Below are 19162 nucleotides of genomic sequence, written 5' to 3'. Positions count from 1 at the left end.
ACCGTCGCAGCGCGGATGGCCGGGACTGGCGCCCGGCCATGACGAGGGGGCGAAGACCTCGCTCCGCCATGACGCGCTGACCCCGCCCGCTTGCCCGCCCGCTGCCTCGCGCCTAGCCTTCGGCCCATACAGGCAGGAGACGCACCATGGTCGATGTCCCAAACCGTCCCGAATACCAAAGCGAGCTGTTCAAAAAGGGCCTCGAAGTCCGCCGCGAGGTGCTGGGCCGCGACTACGTGGACAGCTCACTGGCCCGCGCCGACGATTTCAACGCCGCCTTCCAGCAGATGACCACCGAGATCGCCTGGGGCATGTGCTGGACCCGCCCGGGGATCGACCGCAAGACCCGCAGCATGATCAACCTGACCATGCTCTCGGCCCTGAACCGCGGCGCCGAGCTGCGCCTGCACCTGAAGGCGGCACTCACCAACGGCGTGACCCGCGATGAAATCAAGGAAATCCTGATGCAGGTTGGCGCATACTGCGGTATTCCCGCCTGCCTGGAGGCATTCAAAATCGCCACCGAGGTGTTCAAGGAAGTCGACGCCGCGAAGGGATCGTAGCGCATGGCCCAGAGTGGCGGGTTCAGCAGCGTCGGCTTCGTCGGCGTCGGCAACATGGGCTGGCCGATGGCTGCCTGCCTGGTGAAGGCGGGCTTCAACGTCCTGGTGAACGACTCACGCCGGGAGGTGGCGAACAATTTCGTGCAGCAGGTCGGCGGCGCGGCGCCCGACAGCCTGCGGCAGCTTGCCGAGGCGTCGGACGTCGTCATCACCATGCTGCCGACCAGCACGATCGTGCAACGGGTTCTGGCCGAGGGCGACGACAATATCTTCGCCGGCATGAAGCCCGGCGCCATCATCATCGAAATGAGCTCCGGCGTGCCGTCGGTGACGCAGCGTCTGGCGGAGCAGGTGGCGGCGCTGGGCGGCGCCCTGATCGACGCGCCGGTGTCCGGCGGCGTGCCGCGGGCGAAGACCGGCGAGCTCGCCATCATGGCCGGCGGTGATGCCGCGACGATCGACAAGGCGGTGCCGGTGCTGTCGGCGATGGGCTCGTCGGTGCTGCGGACCGGTGCGGTGGGCTCCGGGCAGGCGATGAAGGCGCTGAACAACCTCGTCAGCACCGGCGGATTCCTGATCGGCATCGAGGCGCTGCTGATCGGCCAGCGCTTCGGGCTGGACCCGGGCGTCATGACGGACGTATTGAACGCGGCGACCGGGATGAACAATTCGACGCAGAAGAAGTTCAGGCAGTTCGTCCTGTCGCGCAAGTTCAACGCCGGGTTCACCATGGGGCTGCTGGCGAAGGACCTGTCGATTGCGCTGCAGGTCGGGCGGGAAACCGGCACGGCGGCGCCGCTGTCGGCGCTGGTGAACGAGATGATCGTTTCTGCCCAGTCAAGGTTCGGCCCGGACGCCGATCATACCGAGATGGCGAAGCTGTGCGAACTCCTGGCGGGATCGGAACTGGAAGCCGACTGATGCGTGGGTGGATGTTGCTGATGCGTACGTCGTTGTCACTGATGCATGCGTGGAGGTTGCTGGGGCAGGCCGCGGGTCGGTTGGGACGCGCAGGCGTTGCCCCCTCGTCATGGCAGGCGCAGGCCCGCCATCCACGCCTGGCGGTGCTGAAATCGGCAAAAGGCCTGGACGGCGGCCCTGCGCCTGCCATGACGATGAAGAAACGCCGCCGGCTCGTCGCAACCTGCCTGTGGCTCGCCCTGGCCGGGCTGTTGTTTGCTCCCGCCGCGGTGCAGGCCGATCCGTCCGCGTTGTGGAACATCGTCCACGGCCAGTGCGTGCCGCACGAGGAGTCGGCGCACAACCCGGCGCCGTGCGCCAAGGTCGACCTGTCCGGCGGCGTGCGGAAGGGCTATGCGCTGCTGAAGGACATCAACGGCGTCGCCCAGTACCTGCTGATCCCGACAACGCACATCAGCGGCATCGAGGACCCGGCGATCCTGGCGCCCGACGCGGTGAACTACTGGCAGGCGGCATGGCAGGCGCGTTCGCTGCTCGACCAGCGCCTGCACACCACGCTGCCGCGGGATGATGTTTCGCTTGTCATCAACTCGGCCTATGGCCGGACGCAGAACCAGTTCCATATCCACATCGACTGCGTGCGGCCGGAGGTGCGGGACGCGCTGCATGCGAACCTCAACAAGATCGGCGTGATCTGGATGCCCTTCCCGGTGGCGCTGGCCGGGCATCACTACCTGGCGCTCCGCGTCAACCAGGACACGCTGCTGGGCGAGGATCCGTTCAAGGTGCTGGCGAACCAGGTTGATGATGCCCGGAACGACATGGGGAAATACACCCTGGTCGTCGTCGGCATGACGTTCCCGGACGGTAGCCGGGGATTTGTCCTGCTGACCGACCATGCCAGTCTCCTGGCCGGTGACCGGGCATCCGGCGTGCAGTTGCAGGACCACAGCTGCGCCTTCGCCAGGAAGGAGTAAGGCTGGCGCTTCTTCCGTCATGGCCGGGTGTGTCCCCATGCGTATCAGGATAGGGCGACGGTTGGAGAAGGATTGGGCGCCGGTCCGTTGCCTCACCGTCATGGCCGGGCGTGTCCCGGCCATCTACCCCCACCGTCGAAGCGCAGATGGCCGGGACACGCCCTACGCAATGCACACATCCTGGAAACGAGTCGGAAATGACCGTAAAATCAAGTGCTTGCCTGGGCGCCAAGAGCGTTCCCCCATCGTCATGGCCCGGCTTGTCCGGGCCACCTATTCCAGCACTTGTGCCGCGACAGGTGGCCCGGACAAGCCGGGCCATGACGAAAGGGAAACGCAGCGGCGGACCGTTTCCGAGATGTGTACATCCCGTAGGGACACGCCCGGCCATGACGGGAACGGCGGCCGCTGCGATTTTCCGCCATCTCGGTGCTGGCGCCGCCGGCTGGCCAGCGCCGCCACTCATCAAACAGCCGGCTCCATCCTCCATAGTGTCCGTTTAATGTCCGCTTCAGGACCGCTGCCCGCCGCAATCCAGACGACCAGGAAGCGATAGCCGTCCTGGAAATTTCCGTTCCGAGGTCGTTGACCGTCCTGTACCCCCTGGCTAGTTTCGGCCCATGAAGCGGACTCAATCCACCAAGCGGATCGCGGAGGCGTTCGGCAGCCGGGGTCGCACCAGCCTCTATACCTGGCTGTGGGACCATTATGATGAGCTGCCCGAATATCGCCGCTACCGCGTCGACTGGGCAAAGTTCACCGCTGTCCTGTCCGATCTCGGCGTCAAAGGCCGGGACGAGACCAAGCCGCTGAACGCCGATGTCGTGCGCAAGACGTTCGAACGGGTCCGGCAGGACAAGGAGGCGTCGAAGCCGCCAGCCGAGCCCGCCGAAACCATCCAGCCGCCGTCGCAGGATGCCGAACCGCCCAGCCAACCGGGCCACCCACAAGCCAGCCCGCCGGGCGGCCCACAAGCCAACGGCCTGCCAGTGCCGCCAACCGGGTTCCCGCAATCCGTGCGGGCCGCGTCCCGGCCGCGCTACACCTTCCAGACAGCCAGATTCAAACAATCACCCGAGGGGGCATAACCCATGGCGCAAAAGCCGCCGACGAAGCGGACGTCATCCGTCATCCCATTCCGGCCGGCCGACAAGCGGAACCCGCTGCCGGCGGCAACCCTGCCGCTGCCGGCGGTGGACGGCAACGCCGTCCCGGCCCCGGCACCCCTGCCGCCTGCCCTCGACCTGTCGGGCAAGCGCAAGGTCTGGTTCCTGATCGGGCGCGGCCGCATCGGCAAGACCACCCTGGCCCGCTGGGTCGCCGAGACGATGGACCTGCGTGGCGGCGCCGCGATCATCGCCGCGGCGGATCCCAGCAACCGCAGCCTGCGCGTCTTCTTCGACGGCATCGCCGAACCGCCCACCTCGAGTGCGGACGACGCGAAGGACTGGCTGCGCGACCTGCTGCAGGCCACCATGGAAGACAAGCTGAACGCCATCATCGACCTCGGCGGCGGCAACACCCTGCTGTCGGCGCTGCTGGCCGAGGTGCCGGACCTCACCGGCGTCCTGTCCAAGGGCGGCGTCGAGCCGGTTGCGGTCCACGTGATTGGCCCTGAGCCGCATGACCTCGTCCCGCTCGCGGTCACCGAAGCCGAGGGCTTCAAGCCGGCCGCGACGGCGATCATCTGCAACGAGGTGCACGGGCGCCGGGCACGGTTCGAGCAGGTGCTGGCTCATCCGACCGTCCAGGCGACGCTACAGCGTGGCGCCGTGCAGCTCTGGATGCCGCTGCTGACCCCGGACGCGGCCCGGCTGTGCGACGGTCACGCCTGGCGCTACCACGACGCGGAAACCAAGGTCGGCCCGTTCACCGCCTCCTCGATCCGCAGCTGGCTGCGGCGCATGGATGAGGAAATGGCGCCGATCACGACGTGGATTCCCGAGTAGTGCCGGCCCGGCCGGCGACGCCGCCAGACCCCGCGGCCGAGATCGACGCGGCGATTGCCGAGCTGGACCTGCGGATCAAGGAAGCGGATTACCACGACGATCCCATCGGCGCCTACCTGCGGGCGACGGTGGCCGGCATCCATGCGCAGCGGCTGATGCGCGACGACATCAAGGCGTCGCTGGCCGCGGCCGTGGAGGAGACCAAGCAGGAAATCCAGCAAGTCCGCTTGCCGGTCGCCAAGGCCGACCTCGATGAAACGGTGCGCCGGGCGGTGCAGCAGATGGACCTCGTCCTGTCGATGCGTGCCCTGCGGCTGCAGCGCGCCGCGGTCGCGGGTGCGGTCGTTACTGCCGTGGCGCTGATCGCCGTTGGCTGGCTGATGGCCGACTGGTGGCGGCCCCGGACCGACATCGCCGGCATGGCGTGCCGGGACCAGGACGGCGGCCGCGTCTGTAGCGTCTGGGTCACGCCGCCGTCGTCCCGGAAACGCTGATGTGTCCCGACAACGTGGTCGCGCCGCCCTGTGCGGTGCCGGCACGTCCCGGCAGAAGCGCACGCCCCTGATGCAGGACATCCACTCGAGACGGTGCGACAGCAAGCCGCAGGTAGGTTGAGACAACGCAGTGGCGTGCCTTCGTCGTAGCCGGCGCAGGCCGCACCGGCGCTACAGATCCGGCCCTCATTATCTTGGCCATGATAAACCAGGCACGATGATCAACGCACAGCCATCGCGGCCGCAGGCTGCCCGAATCCCTTCTCTGCGGGCTCTGCGCTCCACTCTGCGGGCTCTGCGTTGAATCGCGGTGGTCGGGGCGCCACCGGCGTGGCAGGTTGAGCGACTGATCGGCAACGCCGCTCTTCGTTGCGGCACCGCATTTTTAAACGCAGAGATCGCCGAGCGGAGCGCAGAGCCCGCAGAGAAGAATTGGGGCGACCTGCGGCCGCGACGGCGCATGCGCTGCTTTCGCCCAACCGCGCATCGCCTGTGCTATACGATCGTCAGGAGACAGCATGTCAGCGACACGACACGATGATCCCGTGCTCGACCGCTTCCGGCAAACGCTGGAAGCAATGTATGGTGACCGGCTCGACCGGGTGGTCTTCGGCTCGCGCGCGCGGCGACGCACGTCCGGATTCCGACTACGATGTCGCTGTCTTCCTCCGGTCACTCTCCGACCGGTGGGCGGAATTCGACCGGCTGGCACCGTTGCGTGTCGATATCATTGACGAAACCGGCGCGTTCTTCGACGCCATTCCGTATCCCGCGGACGCGTGGCAGGAACGAACGCCCCAGATGCACCACATCCGGCAGGACGGCATCGCACTGTGAAGCCGGAAACCGCCAGCTACCTTGACAAAGCGCATACGCTGCTTGCGGAAGCCGAGGCAATCCTCGGCATTCACCTGCATGAAGCGGCTGGACGCACAGTCTTTCACGCCGCGCAAGCCCTCATCTTCGAGAAGACCGGAAGGACGCCCAAGACCCACAGCGGCGGCCATCGCAACCGGAAAACGCTTTGCCGCCCAGATCGTCATCCTGCCGGCCGACGAATAACACCAGCGGCCGTGGCGGGCTGAAGCCGTGGCGGGTGGTCACAGCTTCGCCTGGAACCGTCCGTGCCTGCCCATTCTTCCTTGATTTTCAACACGGAGAAGACGAAGGGCACACGAAGCGCCACGGAGACCGGACCCTGCTGGCGACTCGGGACCGGACGCACCGCATTATTGGGCTGGCGATCGAAGCCCGCATCGCAGCATCGCCGGACCTGGTCGAAGCGGTCTATGCTTTCCACCTGCCTTACGGCCTGCGGCGCTTCAGCACCTGACTCGTTCACACCCCTTCGTGGCCCTCTGTGGTCCTTCGCGTCCTCCGTGTCGAAAATCGGTAGGCAATCCAGACTCCACCGCCGCCTCGACCCGCCGGGAACGACACCGCCGCTCGCCGTAAGAGCCGAGGGAGCAGGGGCGGAATCTTCGGCGGCCGGGTACAGCCCTCCTTGCCCTCGCCCCCCAGCCCACCCATGACGCCGCGCCGCGGACCGTCTATGACCCTGCCATCGTGATCGACCTGCCCGTTACCGAAGCCCTCCCTGCCCTGCACGCCGCGCTGGCGGCCGGGCGCAATGCCGTGCTCGTCGCCCCGCCCGGCGCCGGCAAGACCACGCTCGTGCCGCTCGCCCTGCTCGACGCCCCGTGGCGCAGCGACGGCCGCATCCTGATGCTGGAACCCCGCCGCCTGGCCACCCGCGCCGCCGCCGCCCGCATGGCTTCGCTGCTCGGCCAGCCGGTGGGACGGACCATCGGCTACCGCACCCGCCTCGACGGCGCCGGTTCGGCGGAAACCCGCGTCGAGGTCATCACCGAGGGCCTGTTGCTCCGCCGCCTCCAGGCTGATCCGGGGCTGGAGGGCGTGGCAGCGGTCATCCTGGACGAGATCCATGAACGGTCGCTGGAAACCGATCTCGGCCTCGCCCTGTGCCTGGATCTGCAACGCATGCTGCGGCCGGAGCTGCGGCTGCTGGCGATGTCCGCCACCGCCGACGGCGCCCGCCTGTCCGGCCTGATGGACGCCGAGGTGATCGAAAGCGCCGGCCGCATGTTCCCGGTGACCGTCGAGCACCAGCCCCGCGACATCGCCCATGTCCGCGACCTGCCCGACGCCGTCGCCCGCGCCATCCGCAGCGCACTCGCCGCCCACGACGGCGACATCCTCGCCTTCCTCCCCGGCATGGCGGAGATCCGCCGCGCCCAGGCGGCGCTGGAGGGCTGCGGCGCCCTGGTCCTGCCGCTGCACGGCGACCTGCCACCGGCCGAGCAGGATCGTGCCCTGCAGCCGGCCGATACCCGCCGCGTCGTGCTCGCCACCTCGATCGCCGAGACCTCGCTGACCGTCCCCGGCGTGCGCATCGTGGTCGACGGTGGCTGGCGCCGGGCGCCGCGGCTCGATCCCGCCACCGGCCTGACCCGGCTGACCACCCTGCGCATCTCCCGCGCCGCCGCCGAGCAGCGTGCCGGCCGCGCCGGGCGCGAGGCCCCCGGCGTCGCCATCCGCGCCTGGTCCCCTGCCCTGCACCGCGGCCTGCCCGCCTTCGATCGGCCGGAAATCCTGGAAGCCGAACTGTCCGGCCTGCTGCTGTCCTGCGCCACCTGGGGCACGCCGCCGGCCGACCTGGCGTTCCAGGACAAGCCGCCGGCCGGAGCGCTCGCCGCCGGCGCCGCGCTGCTGAAGGACCTCGGCGCGCTCGACGCCGGCGATCGCGTCACCGGCGCGGGCCGCGAGATGGCGCGGATCGGCGCGCATCCCCGCCTCGCCGCCATGATGCTGGCGGCGGAAACGGCCGAAACCGCCGCCCTCGCCGCCGACATCGCCGCCCTGCTGGAGGAGCGCGACCCGCTGCGTGCCCGCGAGGCGCCGGCCGATATCGGCATCCGCCTGTCCGCCATCGCATATGGCGCCCCTGGGGGCGACCCCAACGCCGACCGCGGCGCGCTGTCGCGCATCCGCCGGGCGGCGGACCAGTACCGCCGGCGCATGCAGGTGCCGCGCGGCACCGTCGCCGCCGGCGATCCCGGCCGCCTGCTCGCCGCCGCCTTCCCCGACCGCATCGCCCAGCGCCGCGGCGAGCCCGGCTCGTTCCGCCTGTCCGGCGGCGGCAGCGCCCGCATGCCGGTGATCGACCCGCTGGCGAGGGAATCGCTGCTGGTGGCGGCCTCGCTGGAGCTGAAGGCCTCGTCGCGCATCGCCCTGGCCGCGCCGCTCGACCCCGACGCCCTGCCGCCGTCGCTCGCCGTGCGGGTGACCGAGCAGGTGGAGTCCGGCCTCGACCCGGTCTCCGGCAGCGTGCTGTCCCGTCGCCGCCGCCGGCTGGGCACGCTGATCCTGTCGGACCGCACGGAAGCCGCCGCGTCCGCGGAGATCGCCGCCGCGCTCGCCAACGCGGCCGCCAGCCAGGACCTGCGCCCCCTGCCCTGGACCGACGCCACCCGCCAGTTGCAGGCCCGCGTCGCCCTGATGCGCGGCCTGGAACCCGACGCCGGCTGGCCGGACCTGAGCGACACGGCACTGCGGGCGACCATCCAGGACTGGCTGCCACCCTACCTGTCCGGCCTGACGCGGCTGGCGGAGCTGGAGAAGCTTGACCTGCACGCGATCCTGCGCGGCACGATGTCCTGGGACCTCGCCTCACGGCTGGACCGCGCGCTGCCGACGCACCTGGCCTTGCCGGGCGGACGCGCCGCGATCGATTATGCCGAGTCGCCGCCGTTGGCCTCGGCCAGGGCGCAGGCGTTCTACGGCCTGGCAACAACGCCGCTGCTTGCCGGAGGACGAATCCCGCTGCGCCTGGCGCTCCTGTCCCCCGCCGGACGGCCGATCGCGGTCACCGCGGACCTCGCCGGGTTCTGGAAAGGCGCCTGGGCGGATGCCCGGCGCGACATGCGCGGGCGTTACCCGAAACACCGCTGGCCGGAGAATGGTGCGGAATCAACCGAAAACTGATTGGCTCAATTCTTGTTACAGGCCCGATCACGTGCCATCTGGAGTAGAGCGATCCCGTTGACCGGAGACCACGTGCCGCCATGCAGTCCGACACACTCACTGACCGGTTGACGGCGCGCCCGGCGCTTCGGCGACAGGTTTCCTGCGGCCTGGCCCTCGGCCTCGCGCTGATGCTGTCCTCCTGCGGCCCACAGATGGCCCTGGCCCGCTCGGCGCCGGACAGCTTCGCGCCGCTGGTCAGGAAAGTGCTGCCCTCGGTGGTGAACATCGCCGTCACCGAAACCGTCAGCGGCGGCGAGATGCTGGGCGAGCTGCCGCCGGAACTGCGCGACACCCCGCTGGGACGCGAATTCCGCCGCAAGTTCGGCAACCGCCGCGAACAGGTGGCCGGCGCCGGGTCGGGCTTCATCATCGATCCATCCGGCATCATCGTCACCAACAACCATGTGGTGGACCATGCCGACAAGATCGTCGTCTCGCTGACCAGCGGCCGCCGCTTTCCCGCCAAGGTCCTCGGCCGCGACGAACTGACCGACGTCGCCGTCATCAAGGTGCAGACCAACGAGGCGCTGCCCAGCGTCCCCTGGGGCGACTCCGGCAAGGCCGAGGTCGGTGACTGGATCCTGGCCGCGGGCAATCCGTTCGGCCTGGGCGGATCGGTGTCGGTCGGCATCGTCTCGGCCCGGGGGCGCGACCTCGGCGCCGGGCCGTTCGACAACTTCCTGCAGTTGGACGCGCCGATCAACCCGGGGAATTCCGGCGGGCCGGTGTTCAACATGGAAGGCCAGGTCATCGGCGTCAGCTCGGTCATCGTCTCGCCCACCGGCGCCTCGGTCGGCATCGGATTCGCGATCCCCAGCGACACGGTCAGCCCCATCGTCACCCAGTTGCTGGCGCACGGCTCGATCGCGCGCGGCTGGCTGGGCGTCTCGGTCGAGGACCGCGACGAAGGTGTGATGATCGCCAGCGAGGACCGCACCGGACCGGCGGGCCGCGCCGGAATCCGCCCGGGCGATGTGGTTTTGGCGATCAACGGCGACCATATTGACAGCTCCCGCGGTCTGATTCGTGCTATTGCCCGGGTGACGCCGGGCAACAATGTGCGCATCGCGATCCGTCGCCAGGGGCGGGAGATGGAGTTTACCGTGACCGTTGGGCGGCGACCGACGGAACTGCAGGCGGGATGAGGAGGAGTGAATGCGCATCCTGGTGGTGGAGGATGACAAGGACGTCGCCGGCTTCGTGGTCAGGGGACTGCGCGAGGCCGGTCATGTGGTGGAACATGCCGACAACGGCCGGGACGGGATGTTCCTGGCGGCGAGCGAGAGCTTCGACGCGGTGATCCTGGATCGCATGCTGCCCGGCGGCATCGACGGGCTGAAGATCCTGGAGACCCTGCGCGCCCAGAAGAACGCCGTGCCGGTGCTGATCCTGTCGGCCATGGCCGAGGTCGACGACCGGGTGAAAGGCCTGAAGGCCGGCAGCGACGACTACCTGACCAAGCCGTTCGCCTTCGCCGAGCTGCTCGCCCGGGTCGAGGCGCTGAACCGCCGCGGCAAGGGCGAAGGCCCGGTGACCAAGCTGGTGGTGGAGGACCTGGAGCTGGACCTGCTGTCGCGGCAGGTGAAGCGGGCCGGCCAGAAGATCGACCTGCAGCCGCGGGAGTTCCGGCTGCTGGAGTACCTGATGCGCCACGCCGGCCAGGTGGTGACCCGCACCATGCTGCTGGAGGGCGTGTGGGACTACCACTTCGACCCGCAAACCAATGTGATCGACGTACATGTGTCGCGTTTGCGCCAGAAGGTGGACAAACCGTTCCCCACCAGCCTGATCCATACCGTTCGTAATGCCGGCTACATGTTGCGGGCGGAGCAGCCGTAGTATTCGTCGTCGATGGATAAGACATGATCGACCGTGGCCTGTTCCGGTCCGCGGGCTTTCGCTTCGGTGCGATCTATGCGTTGCTGCTGGCGATCAGCGCGACGGGCCTTGCGTTGTTCCTGTGGTGGGCGACCGCCGGTCTGCTGGAGCGGCAGACCCAGGCCGCCATCAACGCCGACGCGCAAGGGCTGTCCGAGCGTTGGGCGGAGGGCGGCCTGTCCGCCCTGATCGTCACCATCGAGGACCGCCTGGCGCAGAACGTCGACGACGACGCGATCTACTTCCTGGCCGATCGCAACATGCGGCGGGTGGCCGGAAACCTGGAGCGATGGCCGTCCAACGTCACCACGCAGGGGCCGCTGTATGAACTCCAGGTGATGCGTGCCGGGCTGCGCTCGCTGGCCAACGTCCAGCGCTACGACCTGCCGGGCGGGTTCCACCTGCTGATCGGCCGCGACGTCCAGGTGCGGGCGCAGTTGCGTGGGCTGCTGACCGACGCGATGCTGTGGGCCCTGCTGGTGGTGATGCTGATGGCGACCGCCGGCGCCCTGGTGGTGCGCAACCTGTTCCGCCGCACCATCGCCAACATCTCGGCCACCACCGCGGCGATCGCCCGTGGCGACCTGACCAAGCGCGTGACCGTCGCCGGCCGCGGCGACGAGTTCGACCAGGTGGCGGAAGTGATCAACGACATGCTGGACCGCATCAGCCGGCTGATGGACGGCGTGCGCCAAGTGTCGAACGCCATCGCCCACGACCTGCGCACGCCGATCACCCGCGCCCGCACCCGGCTGGAGGACGCATTGCTGCATGCCGACACGCCGGAAGCGATGCGCGCCGCGATCGAGCGTGCCACGGCCGACCTCGACGGCATCGTCGCCATCTTCCAGGCCCTGTTGCGCATCGCCGAAATCGAGGCCGGCTCCCGCCGATCGGCGTTCACCCGGATCGATATCGTGCCGCTGCTGGCCGAGGTGGAGGATTTGTATGGCGCGCTGGCCGAGGAGCACGGGATTTCCCTGGTTGCCCGGACGCCGGCGGAGGCGCCGGCCTATGGCGACAAGGCGTTGATCCAGCAGGCGGTCGCCAACCTGCTGGACAACGCGGTGAAATTCTCGCCGCAAGGTGGCACGGTCCGCCTGACCGCGACGGTCGGCGCGACGGTGAACATCACCGTCAGCGACCAGGGTCCCGGAATTCCGCCAGAGGAGCGGGCCAAGGCGACCGATCGTTTCTACCGCGGCGAGTCCGCGCGCAGCACGCCGGGATCGGGCCTTGGGCTATCCCTGGTAGCAGCGGTCGCGCATCTCCACGGCGGTGAATTGCGCCTGGAAGACAACCATCCCGGTCTGCGCGCGGTTCTGGTGATGCCAACCCCGGAAGAGGCGGAGCCGCGTCCGGCCGCCCTGCAGCCTAACCATGATTTCATTTGTTAACCAGGACAGGAAGACCCTGGATGTGGCATTGAACGGCTGATGTCGTCCCTGCGCGCCCTGTTGATTGTTCTGTTGCTGCTCGCGTCGGGCCTGTGGCTTGGCATGCTCGACCAGAAGGTTGCCGCGCAGCAGACCCATGATCCGGCGCCAATGGAAGTAACGACCGATACACCGGAGTATTGTGTGTACCTGCAGGACAGGTTGCACACTCTGGAAGTCGCGGCCGTCGCGCCCCCGCCGCATGAGGTCACCGATCTGTCCGCCGAGGGGCGGCGCATGTGCAACCATGGCCAGACCCGTGGCGGGATCATGCGGCTGCGGCGCGCCCTGCTGATCCTGAGGCACGACGACCCGCCGGCCTCGCGATAGAAATCTTCTATCGGGAAACGGCGAGGCCGCGTTGCATTGCCGACCCGGACTCCCCAGATTTGGGCGCGAAGTATAACCTCGTCCATCCCGGGAGGACGCGATGGCTGATTTCGAGCCATGGAACGAGAATCGGGCCCGCGCGATCATCGCCGCCGAGACGTCTCGGCCGGGAGCGGCGCTGCCGATCCTGCACGCCATGCAGGCTGCCTTTGGCTGCATCCCGCCGGCGGCGGAGCCTTTGGTCGCCGCAGCGCTGAATATCACCCGCGCCGAGATGCATGGCATTGTCACTTTCTATCATGAATTCCGCCGCACCCCGCCCGGGCGGCATGTGCTGCACGTTTGCCGCGCCGAAGCCTGCCAATCCGTCGGCGGCGAGGCGGTGGCGGCGCACCTGCGCGCGGCGCTCGACGTGGAGTGGCATGAAACCACACGCGACGGCGCGGTGACGTTGGAGCCTGTGTTCTGCCTCGGCCTGTGCGCCTGTGGCCCCTCCGCCCTGCTGGATGGCCAGCCGATCGGGCGGCTGGATGCGGCGCGGGTTGACCGGATGCTGGAGACGCTGACATGACCCCGGGCGTGACCCGCGTCTTCGTGCCGCGCGACGTCGCGGCGCTCGCCCTCGGCGCCGAAGCGGTGGCCGCGGCGCTGGCGGATCATGCGGATGTGGTGCGCACCGGCTCGCGCGGGCTGTTCTGGCTGGAGCCCATGATCGAGGTGGAAACGCCGGCCGGCCGCATCGCCTATGGCCCGGTAGAAGCGGCGGATGTGCCGGAGCTGCTGGCCGGCGGTCTGCTGGAAGGCCGCGCGCAACGGCTGCGGCTGGGCGTGCCGGCGGAAATCCCGTTCCTCGCCCGGCAGACCCGTTTGACATTTTCCCGTTGCGGCATCGTCGATCCGCTGTCGCTGGAGGATTATCGCGCGCATGGCGGCCTCGGCGGCCTGGACAAGGCGCGAGAGATCGGCCCGGCCGCGACCATCGAGGCAGTGCTGGCCTCCGGCCTGCGCGGCCGCGGCGGCGCCGGGTTCCCGACCGGCATCAAGTGGAAGACCGTGGCCGAGGCCAAGGGCGCGGCGAAGTACATCGTCTGCAATGCCGACGAGGGCGATTCCGGCACCTATGCCGATCGGATGCTGATGGAGGGCGACCCGTTCGGCCTGATTGAGGGCATGGTGATCGCCGGCTTCGCCATCGGCGCGAAGCAGGGCTATGTGTACACCCGCTCGGAGTACCCGCACGCCATCGCCACGTTCGACAAGGCGCTGGCGATCGCCCGGCAGGCGGGGCTGCTGGGACCGGATTTCGACATCGAGCAGCGTGTCGGCGCCGGCGCCTATATCTGCGGCGAGGAGACCTCCTTGCTGGAAAGCCTGGAAGGCAAGCGCGGCCAGGTGCGGGCGAAGCCGCCGCTGCCGGCGCACAAGGGGCTGTTCGGCGCGCCCACGATCATCAACAACCTGATCACCCTGACGTCCGTGCCGGTCATCCTGCGCGACGGTGCCGAAGCCTACCAGGCCATCGGCATGGGCCGCTCGCGCGGCACCATGCCGATCCAGCTGGCCGGCAACATCCGCTATGGCGGGTTGTTTGAGGCCGGGTTCGGCGTCACGCTCGGCGAACTGGTCAACGACATCGGCGGCGGCACGCGGTCGGGCCGCCCGGTGCGCGCGGTGCAGGTGGGTGGCCCGCTCGGGGCCTATTTCCCGCCCTCGCTGTTCGACACCCCCTTCGACTACGAAGCCTTCGCCGCCAAAGACGGCCTGATCGGCCACGGCGGCATCGTGGTGTTCGACGACACCGTGGACATGGCGCACCAGGCGCGCTTCGCCATGGAGTTTTGCGCCGCGGAATCCTGCGGGAAGTGCACGCCCTGCCGCATCGGCTCGGTGCGCGGGATGGAGACGGTGGACAAGATCCTCGCCGGCCGCAACGTCGATGCGAACCTGGAACTGCTGCGCGACTTGTGCGAGACGCTGAAGTTCGGCTCGCTGTGCGCCCTGGGCGGGTTTATCCCCTACCCGGTGCTGAGCGCGATGAACCACTTCCCGGAGGATTTCAGGCGCAGCCAGCCACTGGCCGCCGAATAAACAGAAAGAGGAGACGACCGATGCCGATGGTGCAGGAGATCGACTACGGCACACCGCCCGTCGCCAGCGAGACCATGGTGACGCTGACGATCGACGGCCATGCGGTGACGGTGCCGGAGGGCACCTCGGTGATGCGCGCCTCGATGGAGGCGGGGATCAAGATCCCCAAGCTCTGCGCCACCGACATGCTGGACAGCTTCGGCAGTTGCCGCATCTGCCTGGTGGAGATCGAGGGCCGCGCCGGCACCCCGGCCTCCTGCACCACGCCGGTCGCGCCGGGGATGAAGGTGCACACCGTCAGCGATCGGCTGCGCAAGCTGCGGCGCGGGGTGATGGAGCTTTATATCTCCGACCATCCGCTGGACTGCCTGACCTGCTCGGCCAACGGCAACTGCGAGCTTCAGGACACCGCCGGCGAGGTCGGGCTGCGGGAAGTGCGGTATGGGTATGACGGCATCAATCACCTGTCGGCGCTGACGGATGCCTCGAACCCGTATTTCAACTTCGATCCGTCGAAGTGCATCGTCTGCTCCCGCTGCGTGCGCGCCTGCGAGGAGGTGCAGGGCACGTTCGCGCTGACCATCCAGGGCCGCGGGTTCGAATCGAAGGTTGCCGCCGGCATGGACGAGCCGTTCCTGACCAGCGAATGCGTCTCCTGCGGCGCCTGCGTGCAGGCCTGCCCGACCGCGACGCTGATGGAAAAGTCCGTCGTCGAGATGGGCCAGCCGGAGCATTCCGTCGTCACCACCTGCGCCTATTGCGGCGTGGGATGCAACTTCAAGGCGGAGATGCGCGGCGACCAGGTGATCCGCATGGTGCCGTGGAAGGACGGCAAGGCGAACCATGGCCATTCCTGCGTCAAGGGCCGCTTCGCCTGGGGCTATGCCAACCATCCGGACCGCATCACGAAGCCGATGGTGCGGGCGAAGATCACCGACCCGTGGCGCGAGGTCAGCTGGGAGGAGGCGATCAATCACGTCGCTTCCGAGTTCAGACGCATCCAGGCGAAGGCGGGGAAGGACGCCATCGGGGTCATTACGTCGTCACGCTGCACCGCCGAGGAAACCTATCTGGTGCAGAAGCTGGCGCGGGCGGCGTTCGGCAACAACAACACCGACACCTGCGCGCGGGTGTGCCACTCGCCGACGGGATACGGGCTGGGCAAGACCTTCGGCACCTCGGCCGGGACGCAGGATTTCGACAGCGTGGATGAGTCCGACGTTATTGTCGTCATCGGCGCCAACCCGACGGATGCCCACCCGGTGTTCGCCTCGCGGATGAAGAAGCGGCTGCGGCAGGGGGCGAAGCTGATCGTCGTCGATCCGCGGCGGATCGACCTGGTGCGCCAGCCGCATGTCGAGGCGTCGTATCACCTGGCGCTGCGGCCGGGGACGAACGTCGCCGTGCTGACGGCGCTGGCGCATGTCATCGTGACCGAGGGGCTGGTCGATCGGACGTTCGTCGAGGAACGCTGCGACACCGACGCCTATGCCGACTGGGCGGAGTTCGTCTCCGACCCGCGGCACAGCCCGGAGGCGACCGAGGCCGCCACCGGCGTGCCGGCGGACCTGGTGCGTGGCGCCGCGCGGCTGTATGCGACCGGCGGGAACGGCGCGATCTACTACGGCCTGGGCGTGACCGAGCACAGCCAGGGCAGCACGGCGGTGATGGCGATCGCCAACCTGGCGATGGCGACCGGCAATCTCGGCCGCCGCGGCGTCGGGGTGAACCCGCTGCGCGGCCAGAACAACGTCCAGGGCAGCTGCGACATGGGCAGCTTCCCGCATGAGCTGCCGGGCTACCGGCATGTCGCCAATCCCGAGGTGCGGGCGATCTACGAGGCCGAGTGGGGCGTGACGATCAACCCCGAGCCGGGCCTGCGCATCCCCAACATGCTGGATGCGGCGGTACAGGGAACGTTTCTTGGGCTCTACGTCCAGGGCGAGGACATCGCCCAGTCCGATCCCGACGTGAAGCACGTGACGGCCGGGCTACGGGCGATGGAATGCGTCGTGGTGCATGACCTGTTCCTGAACGAGACGGCGAATTTCGCGCATGTCTTCCTGCCCGGCGCGACGTTCCTGGAGAAGGACGGCACGTTCATCAACGCCGAGCGCCGCATCAACCTGGTGCGCAAGGTGATGGAGCCGCGCAGCGGGATGGGCGACTGGGAGGCGACTCAGGCGATCTCCAACGCCATGGGCTATCCGATGCACTACGACGGCCCGGCCGAGATCATGGCGGAGATCGCGCGCACAACCCCGACGTTCGCCGGGGTTTCGTACGAGAAACTGGAACAGGGCGCGGTGCAGTGGCCATGCAACGACGCGGCGCCCGAGGGCACGCCGATCATGCATATCGGCAAGTTCGTGCGCGGGAAGGGCAATTTCGTCATTACCGAGTACGTGCCGACGGACGAGAAGGTCGGGCCGCGCTATCCGCTGCTGCTGACCACCGGGCGCATCCTGTCGCAGTACAACGTCGGCGCGCAGACCCGGCGCACCGGCAACGTCGCCTGGCATGCCGAGGATCTGCTGGAGATGCATCCGCATGACGCCTCCGAGCGCGGCATCAACGAGGGCGACTGGGTGCGGCTGCGCAGCCGAACCGGCGAGACGACGCTGCGCGCGCTGCTGACCGAACGGGTGGCGCCGGGGGTGGTCTATACGACCTTCCACCATCCGGTGACCCAGGCGAACGTTGTAACGACGGACTATTCGGACTGGGCGACCAATTGTCCGGAGTACAAGGTGACGGCGGTGCAGGTTTCGCCGACTAACGGCCAGAGTGAGTGGCAGAAGACGTACCATGCGCACGCTGTTGAGAGCCGGCGGATCGAGGCGGTGCCGGTTGGCGACTGAGGGATCGGCGCCCCGGCCTGTCGCGTCATGGCCCGGCGCCCGGTCCGTTGCCTCACCGTCATGGCCGGGCGTGTCCCGGCCATCTGCGCTTCAACGGTGGGGGCGAATGGCCGGGACACGCCTGGCCATGACGATGGAGCAAGGACCTTGCCCCGTTCTCACTCCGCCGAAGCCGTCCCATGTGCCTCCGCCCTCTGCCGCCGCACGCCAGCCTGGGCCCCGGCACGACGGCAATTGCCTTGGCCGGGCGCCATGATCCCTGCCCCTGCCCTCTCCGTCCCCCGCATCGCCTGGCGCGGTGACGCCGCCAGCAATGGCCTCCGCACCATACCGCGCGAGTCCCCCGTCGCGCTGACTTACAACCGCGCCACCCATGCCGTGATGCTCGCGACACCGGCCGACCTGGAAGACTTCGCCATCGGCTTCAGCCTGTCGGAAGGCATTGTCCACAATCCCGCCGATATCCTCGCCCTGGACGTCCTCTCCGTCCCCGACGGCATCGAATGCCGCATGGACCTGCAAGCCGATCGGCTGGAAGCCCTGACCCGGCGGCAGCGGCGGCTGACAGGCCCGAGCGGCTGCGGCCTGTGCGGCATGGACAGCCTTGCCGCCGCCATCCGTCCGGCGCCGCGTGTGCCCAATTGCCAGGCTTTCACGCCTGCCATGGTCCAGGCCGCCATGCAGGCCATGCCGGCGGCGCAGGCGCTGAATCGGGAAACCCGCGCCGTCCATGCCGCTGCCTTCTGGACCCCTGCCAGCGGGCTGATCGCGTTGCGCGAGGATGTCGGACGGCACAACGCCCTCGACAAGCTCTCCGGCGCGCTCGCGCGGTCCGGCATCGCCGCGTCGGACGGGCTCCTGCTGCTGTCCAGCCGCGTCTCGGTCGAGATGGTGCAGAAAGCGGCCACGCTGGGGGCGCCGGTGATCGTCGCGGTGTCGGCTCCCACCTCGCTCGCCGTCGACGTCGCCACCGCGGCCGGCATCACCCTGATCGGCGTGGCGCGGACGGACGGGTTCGAGGTCTTTACTTACCCAGATCGGATCACTTTACGGACAAACGCCCATGTCGCCTGACAAGCTCGCCTATATGGCCAACCAGATCGGCCGGTTCTTCCAGTCCCAGAAGACCGGGGCGGCGGCCGATCTGATCGAGGACCACCTGCGGAAATTCTGGGACCCGCGCATGCGGCAGGAAATCGTGACGCAGCTTGCCGAGGGCAGGATCACGCTCGATCCCCCGGTGCGGGAAGCGGTTGAACGGCTGGGGCGCAAGCAGCCGGCCTGAGCCGTCTGGGCGTTCAAATCGACGGCATGCGGCGTAAATTGCTTTGTCGCCATGGCGCCTATCCTGATCACATTTAAAAATATTTAGATGCAGGCTCCGGGCCGTGATGCATGGCTTTGCTGCCATCAGCACGGCGAGATCTGACAGCCTCGGCATACGCCTTTCATGACGAGTAAATATCCCCCGGCAGAGCCGGGGGCTTTATGGTGTTGGCCGCTCAAAGCGGCCGGGCGGGTCGCTGACGCGGCCCGTTGAGTGTGAGCCGCTCAAAGCGGCAAGCGGGACCGCTAACGCGGTCCCGGGTTCAGTTGGCCACTAAAGTGGCCGGTTCAG

18 protein-coding genes are annotated in these 19162 nt (G+C 68.4%); all 18 read left to right on the top strand.

Going from position 1 to position 19162, the window contains the following annotated elements; genetic code table 11:
* The first annotated feature begins 146 nt into the window (after positions 1 to 146).
* The 18 genes from CCS01_RS05120 to CCS01_RS05035 all read left to right on the top strand — a co-directional run bounded on the left by CCS01_RS05120 (position 147) and on the right by CCS01_RS05035 (position 18829).
* Entirely contained in the window at positions 147 to 563 is a 417-nt protein-coding gene (locus CCS01_RS05120) for a carboxymuconolactone decarboxylase family protein (protein ID WP_104517752.1), read from the top strand.
* 3 nt (positions 564 to 566) lie between these two features.
* Positions 567 to 1484 carry an NAD(P)-dependent oxidoreductase gene (locus CCS01_RS05115; protein WP_104517751.1) on the top strand — a complete coding sequence of 306 codons (918 nt, stop codon included), beginning with the start codon at positions 567 to 569 and terminating at the stop codon, positions 1482 to 1484.
* Positions 1485 to 1672: 188 nt separating this feature from the next.
* Positions 1673 to 2461: a CDP-diacylglycerol diphosphatase gene (locus CCS01_RS05110; protein ID WP_204848143.1), complete on the top strand. Its 789-nt coding sequence runs from the start codon at positions 1673 to 1675 to the stop codon at positions 2459 to 2461.
* Between the two features lie 620 nt (positions 2462 to 3081).
* Positions 3082 to 3549, top strand: coding sequence for a hypothetical protein (locus CCS01_RS05105; RefSeq protein WP_104517750.1), 468 nt, complete (start codon positions 3082 to 3084; stop codon positions 3547 to 3549).
* A gap of 3 nt (positions 3550 to 3552) precedes the next feature.
* Positions 3553 to 4410, top strand: coding sequence for a hypothetical protein (locus tag CCS01_RS05100; RefSeq protein ID WP_104517749.1), 858 nt, complete (start codon positions 3553 to 3555; stop codon positions 4408 to 4410).
* Entirely contained in the window at positions 4410 to 4904 is a 495-nt protein-coding gene (locus tag CCS01_RS05095; protein ID WP_104517748.1) for a hypothetical protein, read from the top strand. The genes CCS01_RS05100 and CCS01_RS05095 overlap by 1 nt, the downstream gene beginning before the upstream one ends.
* A 582-nt stretch (positions 4905 to 5486) precedes the next feature.
* On the top strand, positions 5487 to 5741 hold the full coding sequence (locus tag CCS01_RS05090) for a nucleotidyltransferase domain-containing protein (protein ID WP_239992004.1): 255 nt from the start codon (positions 5487 to 5489) through the stop codon (positions 5739 to 5741).
* Positions 5738 to 5989, top strand: a complete 252-nt coding sequence (locus CCS01_RS32550; protein WP_146101567.1) for a hypothetical protein — start codon at positions 5738 to 5740, stop codon at positions 5987 to 5989. Before CCS01_RS05090 ends, CCS01_RS32550 begins: the two co-directional genes overlap by 4 nt.
* A gap of 481 nt (positions 5990 to 6470) precedes the next feature.
* Positions 6471 to 8909: an ATP-dependent helicase HrpB gene (gene hrpB, locus CCS01_RS05080; protein ID WP_104517746.1), complete on the top strand. Its 2439-nt coding sequence runs from the start codon at positions 6471 to 6473 to the stop codon at positions 8907 to 8909.
* Between the two features lie 80 nt (positions 8910 to 8989).
* Positions 8990 to 10096 (top strand): trypsin-like peptidase domain-containing protein, encoded by a 1107-nt coding sequence (locus CCS01_RS05075; RefSeq protein ID WP_104517745.1) that lies wholly within the window; start codon positions 8990 to 8992, stop codon positions 10094 to 10096.
* Between the two features lie 10 nt (positions 10097 to 10106).
* On the top strand, positions 10107 to 10790 hold the full coding sequence (locus tag CCS01_RS05070; RefSeq protein WP_104517744.1) for a response regulator transcription factor: 684 nt from the start codon (positions 10107 to 10109) through the stop codon (positions 10788 to 10790).
* A gap of 23 nt (positions 10791 to 10813) precedes the next feature.
* The gene (locus CCS01_RS05065) at positions 10814 to 12226 is read left to right on the top strand and encodes a sensor histidine kinase (protein WP_104517743.1); all 1413 of its coding nucleotides are present in this window, start codon (positions 10814 to 10816) and stop codon (positions 12224 to 12226) included.
* A 39-nt stretch (positions 12227 to 12265) separates the two neighbouring features.
* Positions 12266 to 12595, top strand: coding sequence for a hypothetical protein (locus CCS01_RS05060; RefSeq protein WP_104517742.1), 330 nt, complete (start codon positions 12266 to 12268; stop codon positions 12593 to 12595).
* A 100-nt stretch (positions 12596 to 12695) separates the two neighbouring features.
* Positions 12696 to 13166, top strand: coding sequence for a formate dehydrogenase subunit gamma (locus tag CCS01_RS05055; RefSeq protein WP_104517741.1), 471 nt, complete (start codon positions 12696 to 12698; stop codon positions 13164 to 13166).
* Positions 13163 to 14683, top strand: a complete 1521-nt coding sequence (locus tag CCS01_RS05050; protein WP_104517740.1) for an NADH-ubiquinone oxidoreductase-F iron-sulfur binding region domain-containing protein — start codon at positions 13163 to 13165, stop codon at positions 14681 to 14683. The genes CCS01_RS05055 and CCS01_RS05050 overlap by 4 nt, the downstream gene beginning before the upstream one ends.
* A gap of 20 nt (positions 14684 to 14703) precedes the next feature.
* On the top strand, positions 14704 to 17544 hold the full coding sequence (gene fdhF, locus CCS01_RS05045) for a formate dehydrogenase subunit alpha (RefSeq protein WP_104517739.1): 2841 nt from the start codon (positions 14704 to 14706) through the stop codon (positions 17542 to 17544).
* A 252-nt stretch (positions 17545 to 17796) separates the two neighbouring features.
* The gene (gene fdhD / locus CCS01_RS05040) at positions 17797 to 18618 is read left to right on the top strand and encodes a formate dehydrogenase accessory sulfurtransferase FdhD (protein WP_104517738.1); all 822 of its coding nucleotides are present in this window, start codon (positions 17797 to 17799) and stop codon (positions 18616 to 18618) included.
* Positions 18608 to 18829: a formate dehydrogenase subunit delta gene (locus CCS01_RS05035; RefSeq protein ID WP_104517737.1), complete on the top strand. Its 222-nt coding sequence runs from the start codon at positions 18608 to 18610 to the stop codon at positions 18827 to 18829. The genes fdhD and CCS01_RS05035 overlap by 11 nt, the downstream gene beginning before the upstream one ends.
* The last annotated feature ends 333 nt before the right edge of the window (positions 18830 to 19162 follow it).

The organism is Rhodopila globiformis (assembly GCF_002937115.1).
Classification (GTDB): Bacteria; Pseudomonadota; Alphaproteobacteria; order Acetobacterales; family Acetobacteraceae; genus Rhodopila; species Rhodopila globiformis.
The sequence above is the reverse complement of the archived record's forward strand: the minus strand, read 5'-3'. Positions and strand labels throughout refer to the sequence as shown.

Excerpts from the sequence above, each read along its gene's own strand:
- CCS01_RS05120 (WP_104517752.1), top strand. The coding sequence starts at position 147 with ATGGTCGATGTCCCAAACCGTCCCGAATACCAAAGCGAGCTGTTCAAA.
- CCS01_RS05115 (WP_104517751.1), top strand. The coding sequence starts at position 567 with ATGGCCCAGAGTGGCGGGTTCAGCAGCGTCGGCTTCGTCGGCGTCGGC.
- CCS01_RS05110 (WP_204848143.1), top strand. The coding sequence starts at position 1,673 with ATGACGATGAAGAAACGCCGCCGGCTCGTCGCAACCTGCCTGTGGCTC.
- CCS01_RS05105 (WP_104517750.1), top strand. The coding sequence starts at position 3,082 with ATGAAGCGGACTCAATCCACCAAGCGGATCGCGGAGGCGTTCGGCAGC.
- CCS01_RS05100 (WP_104517749.1), top strand. The coding sequence starts at position 3,553 with ATGGCGCAAAAGCCGCCGACGAAGCGGACGTCATCCGTCATCCCATTC.
- CCS01_RS05090 (WP_239992004.1), top strand. The coding sequence starts at position 5,487 with ATGGTGACCGGCTCGACCGGGTGGTCTTCGGCTCGCGCGCGCGGCGAC.
- CCS01_RS05075 (WP_104517745.1), top strand. The coding sequence starts at position 8,990 with ATGCAGTCCGACACACTCACTGACCGGTTGACGGCGCGCCCGGCGCTT.
- CCS01_RS05070 (WP_104517744.1), top strand. The coding sequence starts at position 10,107 with ATGCGCATCCTGGTGGTGGAGGATGACAAGGACGTCGCCGGCTTCGTG.
- CCS01_RS05065 (WP_104517743.1), top strand. The coding sequence starts at position 10,814 with ATGATCGACCGTGGCCTGTTCCGGTCCGCGGGCTTTCGCTTCGGTGCG.
- CCS01_RS05060 (WP_104517742.1), top strand. The coding sequence starts at position 12,266 with ATGTCGTCCCTGCGCGCCCTGTTGATTGTTCTGTTGCTGCTCGCGTCG.
- CCS01_RS05055 (WP_104517741.1), top strand. The coding sequence starts at position 12,696 with ATGGCTGATTTCGAGCCATGGAACGAGAATCGGGCCCGCGCGATCATC.
- CCS01_RS05050 (WP_104517740.1), top strand. The coding sequence starts at position 13,163 with ATGACCCCGGGCGTGACCCGCGTCTTCGTGCCGCGCGACGTCGCGGCG.
- fdhF (WP_104517739.1), top strand. The coding sequence starts at position 14,704 with ATGCCGATGGTGCAGGAGATCGACTACGGCACACCGCCCGTCGCCAGC.
- fdhD (WP_104517738.1), top strand. The coding sequence starts at position 17,797 with ATGATCCCTGCCCCTGCCCTCTCCGTCCCCCGCATCGCCTGGCGCGGT.
- CCS01_RS05035 (WP_104517737.1), top strand. The coding sequence starts at position 18,608 with ATGTCGCCTGACAAGCTCGCCTATATGGCCAACCAGATCGGCCGGTTC.